This window comes from Ruegeria sp. HKCCD8929 (genome assembly GCF_013031405.1).
In the GTDB taxonomy this organism is placed as follows: domain Bacteria; phylum Pseudomonadota; class Alphaproteobacteria; order Rhodobacterales; family Rhodobacteraceae; genus Ruegeria.
On sequence record NZ_WPZY01000089.1, the window covers coordinates 1 to 4,720 of the forward strand.

The following is a 4,720-nucleotide window of genomic DNA, read 5'->3' on the forward strand; positions in this document are numbered from 1 at the left end:
CACACTGACAACCATTTGGGAATCCCCCGATTCAAGTTTTCGGCGGGATGCTTTAATCTGAGAATGATCTTCCTTTTTTTTACAATTATGAATCAGTGAATGTTCTTTGTGCCCCTCAATTTCACCGTCGCCACCCCTCAAATTGATGGCCTCGCAGGGTTCTGATGGGTGGTTGTCCACAGAAGCGCTGTCATTGATCTCGTCCAGCAGCTCCAAAAGAACGTCATATTGCGGCCGACGGCGCAGGATCAGTCGCGCCCGAACGAGTAGATCCTGAACACCATCTGAGATGGCATCCTGAAGTCGGGCCAGCGCCAGTGTGCACTCATCCCGCAGCATCCGAAGGGCCTCTTGTGTGCGTCGATACTCACTGGCAAGGGCTGTGAACTCTGCATGACGGGTTGCCAGTGGTAGTAGTGACAAGCCGCTGACCAGTGCCACCTTCCCTGCTTCATCTCGTCTGCACCATCTTTTGCCGTTTGCGGCGGTAACGCGTTGAATGATGCCCAACTTGATCAGCTTCGAGATGTGACGCTCCACTGTCTGAATGCTCACGTGGGCGCGCCCAGCTATTGTAGCGTTGCTAGCATAGACGATGTGATGGTCATCGGCTAATTCGCTGACACGATCAGCTGACATAAATGATAGCATAGCTCGCATAATTGAGATGCTCGTCGCCTTCAGTCCAAGCGGTTCACGGGCTTCTTCGATAGCACGGAGCTGCATCCATTTGGGCGCACTACTCCCCTGCCCGGTTAATGACCTGACTGCTCCTATTGGAGCGCAATTTGTTACTGTCCTCATGGTTTTTTGTCAGCAGACACAGAAATATCGCCCACCCAAGGGTGTTTTTTCTTGTGTGGTGATTCGAGAGGAGTTAAATTCAAGCTGCTAGACAAGATTTGGTCCTCGGGAGCATCACCGCTTTCGGGGGCTATCTCTTTCTACCTTTCTCCTTTGCTCGCTTGCCTTTGATTTAGTTCACAGCTGTGAACTTCTTACTTCCGGCCGCTCACTGCCTCAAAGCGGTCTCGGAATTCCTTCATTAAAGTTTCAATGTGCTCATCCAGCCAATCAGAGAAGCCGGGGGCTGCACTGTCATTAATGCTGATGTTTAGCCCGGAGGCCCCTTGTTTAACAGTTGCTAGGCCTTCTCCGACGATTCTGGGGTTCGGTCTAGGTGTTTCGGATTTCCTTTTTATCTCATCAAGCAGTGCCAAGAGACGTTCATCTGAAGAAGAGCTGGGAGGCAGCTTCTCCAGTTCCCGGAGTGCGTTGCGAGGTGTGATCTTTTTTTGATCCAAAGCGTCTACCAAGATCATCCACTTGGTGCGACCGAAGCCTGGTGCAGCACCAATGGCATCACCCAGTTCGCGCGGTACTGATTTCGTAATGCGCTCCAGGTTGGATAGCCCGGACTTTGTCAGAGACATTATTGTTATGACCTCTGATCTGTTCTTACCTGAAGCAATGATGTCTGTAGCAAAGCGTGCGCGCTCATAGAATGTGAGGTCCTTCCTGGACGCATTTTCGAGAGCTTTGGCGATCAGAGCCTTGTCATCATCGAGGTCGACAACGTTAGCTTTAATCTTAATGTTTTCATCCGGGTAGTTTTCTTTCAGATAGCGGCAGGCAGCCAGTCGACGGCGACCATAAATGATTTGATAACGCCCGGTTCGACCAGGCTCATGGCGCACCTGAATTGGCACCTGCTGACCATTCTCTCGAATACTGTCCGCCAGTTGTTCAAGTGAATGGTTGGGGACGTCCGTGTCTTCGTCAGCTCCGGAGTTCACAGCTGTGAACTTCTCGAGCCGATCCTCCACGCCCCAATCATCAACAAGATCGGGGTCGATCTCATCAATAGCGTTATATGTGTCCTCAATGAATTGAAGGCCCGGAGTGATTGGTCGGGCAGGGGAAGGGGCCGTGTCCTTGACCTCCATAGTTGCTTGCTCTGCGATCTCCATCATGCTGGAATGACGCTTTCTTGCTCTGCGCTCTTTTGCCATCAGATGCGCCCCCATGCTTCAAGAACCATGTTTTCTACTTCTTTACCGACGGCATCCATTGATGCCTTGGCTCGGTCGTAAGTTGCCCGTGTCAGGTCAGACCTGTTCAGCTCATAGATTGATTGCTGAAGCATGGCTGCATCACTGATGGCGGTGCTTTTTAGGCTGGTCGCAGTCATTACTCGCTCTTGGAAGAGGGCTCGCATGAACGCGACAATTGTCTGAGATGGTGTATCGACCGGCTCGTCCCGTGTAACCAAGAGGCGGTAGTTATCATAAACAAGTTTTGCTCCGCTTCTTTCAATTACCTCCATGTACGACGAAGTCATTTTGAGAAACTGCGCGGTGGATGCGACATCGAGCATCGAGGGCGTTAGTGGTACAATCACCGACGTTGCGGCGGCCATACCACCCATTGTGATAAAGCCAAGGCTGGGGGGGCTATCGATCAGAACCACATCGTAATCGGCCTCCACCGACATGATGGCGTCGTGAAGGCGCGCAAAGAAGGGGTGCTGCTTGCTGTTTAGCTTTGCCGACTCTGCCTCAAACTCAGAAAGCATCAGCCCGCCTGGCGCGATCGAAAGGCCAGGAAAGTACGTTTCTCGGATGACTTCCTTCATCGAAATCGGATCATGGTAAGTGATCGCGTCGTAGACGGTATCAATACTCTCATCCAGCTCGGTTTGAAGGCCGCACATTGCCGAAAGCGAAGCTTGAGGATCAAGGTCAACACAAAGCACCCTGAAGCCTTGTAGTGCGAGGTAATGTGCAAGGTGAATACATGTCGTGGATTTGCTGGAGCCGCCCTTGAAATTCATCACCTGAATTCGTTGTAGTGGCTCACCCTCGCGCCGACTGGGGAGATATCGTCCTGGAGTTTTACTGCGGGCGTCCAGAAGCTGCCGCAATTCCCAAACTTCCTGACCTGTATAATACCTGCGACCGTGCTTGATTTCACTAGCCTCGGGAATGGCGCCCTCAACAGTCGCTTTGCGAAGATACTGATGGCTGATGCCAATCAGGTCACAAACTTCTTGAGCCGGGAAAAGCCGCAGCTGCTTTGTCGAGTCTGGAGCATAGGCCGCAAGTAGGTGTTCTTTGATTGCGAGATTCAGTCGACTACTGATCTCACTACTGATATCAACTGGGGAGGTTGATGCGATAGGTGTGGTTGGGATCATGGTTACATCTATATGCTCGAATTGGCGATTTACGCTCTACCATCACTGAGACCTGATGAAGTGATTCAAGTCAACCTTTTTTTACATGTAGGGTAGTGGACTATGAGCCCTACTACATGTTGGGAAAAAAGTTCACAGCTGTGAACTTTTTGCGCTGAGACAAAGCGCATGCTTTTTTTGTATGAGTGCTTCGCATCCCGTGCTCTTGGGAGCCTGTCGGGATTTGTTCCAGCGGAGTACAGAGTGACACCTAAATTTCTGGACATGTTTGTAACTTCGTCAGCTAATCGATTTGTCTGGGGATCTATTGCGATCTACTGCGACATGTTTCTGCGTTGGCTACCCTGACGAATGCGACGGCGAACAAGACATCGACATTGCAGTCAGAATATCCTGCAGGCTGGCATTCCATTGAACTCTCAGTAAGTGCTCACCCCAAAAGATCGGTCGCCGGGTTTTCAGTAATATCGACATCATCATAATATTTCTGCGCCTGGGCCATGGACCGGTGTAACGACAGGCGCATAGCGGCCTGGATTGGGGCGCCGTCCAGCGCGGTCTGGGTCAGGAAGCCTGAGCGCAGTCCATGGGGGGAGGCAAAATCTTCTGGCAGTCCTGCCAGTTTCAGGCGGTGCCGAACAAACTGATAGATCGCATCCGGGCTGAGGCGGCGTTTCAGTACCCGGTCGGCCTTGGAAATGGGTCGGAACAAAGGGCCGTCGTTGATCCCGCCCACCTCGATCCAAAGCACCAACGCCTGCGCCGCACGGCCTTTGAGCACCAGGCGCGGCGTCTCGCCCTTGGTCGTGGTCTTGGTCTCCAGCAGCGCGAGCCAGACCACGCCACTCTTGTCGAATTCCTTGAGAGAGATATCGTCACGCATCAGCCCGGTGATCTCGGACCGGCGTCGACCGCCCGAGGCCCAACCCAGCATCAGGATGGCGCAGTCGCGGCAATCTCGGCGGGAGCCCCGGCAGGTGGCCAGCAGCTGTTCCAACACGTCGCGGGTGATCGGGTGCTGCGATTTCGGGGCAGGGGGTCGGGCTGCGGCGCGGCGGGCCTTGGCCCGGGCCTGTTTCACCTGCGGTGCGCCAAAGGGGCTTGCGAGGTTTTTCATCCGGTGAAACGCCAGCCAGGAGGCGATACGGCGGTCCAGCGTGGAAGGGGCCGGGCAGGTGAGGGATTTACGCAATCCTTGTGCGATCAGAGCCTCGGCAGCCTCGCGCGCCAAATCCGTCTCCGGCATGTCGCTGAGACCGCGGGCGTGATCCAGGATGAAGGCCAGCGCAGTGGCCTCGCTCTCGGGCCAATCCAATGCGGCCCCAAACCGTGCCTGTTTCCAGGCGGTGATATAAAGCAGATCCCGTTCATAGGCGCGCAGCGTGTTTTCTGGAGTACCGCGCACATAGAGGTCGGTGAGCGCCTCCTGATCGGCTGCGGAGAGGGCAGGGGATGCGGCAGGCAGATAGGTGTAACGACCTGCGAACATAATTGGCTCGACCTGCAATCATCGTGATTTTCGGC

At 53.8% G+C, this 4,720-nt stretch carries 4 protein-coding genes; all 4 read right to left on the minus strand.

The genetic code is table 11. The annotated features are described in order from the left end of the window. Positions 1 to 804: helix-turn-helix domain-containing protein (locus GOX53_RS28705; RefSeq protein WP_256415921.1), on the minus strand; the 804-nt coding region annotated here is incomplete at its 3' end. A 194-nt stretch (positions 805 to 998) separates the two neighbouring features. Then, positions 999 to 2,012 (minus strand): plasmid partitioning protein RepB, encoded by a 1,014-nt coding sequence (gene repB / locus GOX53_RS28710; protein WP_171182296.1) that lies wholly within the window; start codon positions 2,010 to 2,012, stop codon positions 999 to 1,001. Beyond that, positions 2,012 to 3,196, minus strand: coding sequence for a plasmid partitioning protein RepA (gene repA / locus GOX53_RS28715; protein ID WP_171182297.1), 1,185 nt, complete (start codon positions 3,194 to 3,196; stop codon positions 2,012 to 2,014). Before repA ends, repB begins: the two co-directional genes overlap by 1 nt. 430 nt (positions 3,197 to 3,626) lie before the next feature. Beyond that, positions 3,627 to 4,685, minus strand: coding sequence for a tyrosine-type recombinase/integrase (locus GOX53_RS28720; protein WP_171182298.1), 1,059 nt, complete (start codon positions 4,683 to 4,685; stop codon positions 3,627 to 3,629). Positions 4,686 to 4,720 lie beyond the last annotated feature (35 nt).

Excerpts from the sequence above, each read along its gene's own strand:
- repB (WP_171182296.1), bottom strand. The coding sequence starts at position 2,012 with ATGGCAAAAGAGCGCAGAGCAAGAAAGCGTCATTCCAGCATGATGGAG.
- repA (WP_171182297.1), bottom strand. The coding sequence starts at position 3,196 with ATGATCCCAACCACACCTATCGCATCAACCTCCCCAGTTGATATCAGT.
- GOX53_RS28720 (WP_171182298.1), bottom strand. The coding sequence starts at position 4,685 with ATGTTCGCAGGTCGTTACACCTATCTGCCTGCCGCATCCCCTGCCCTC.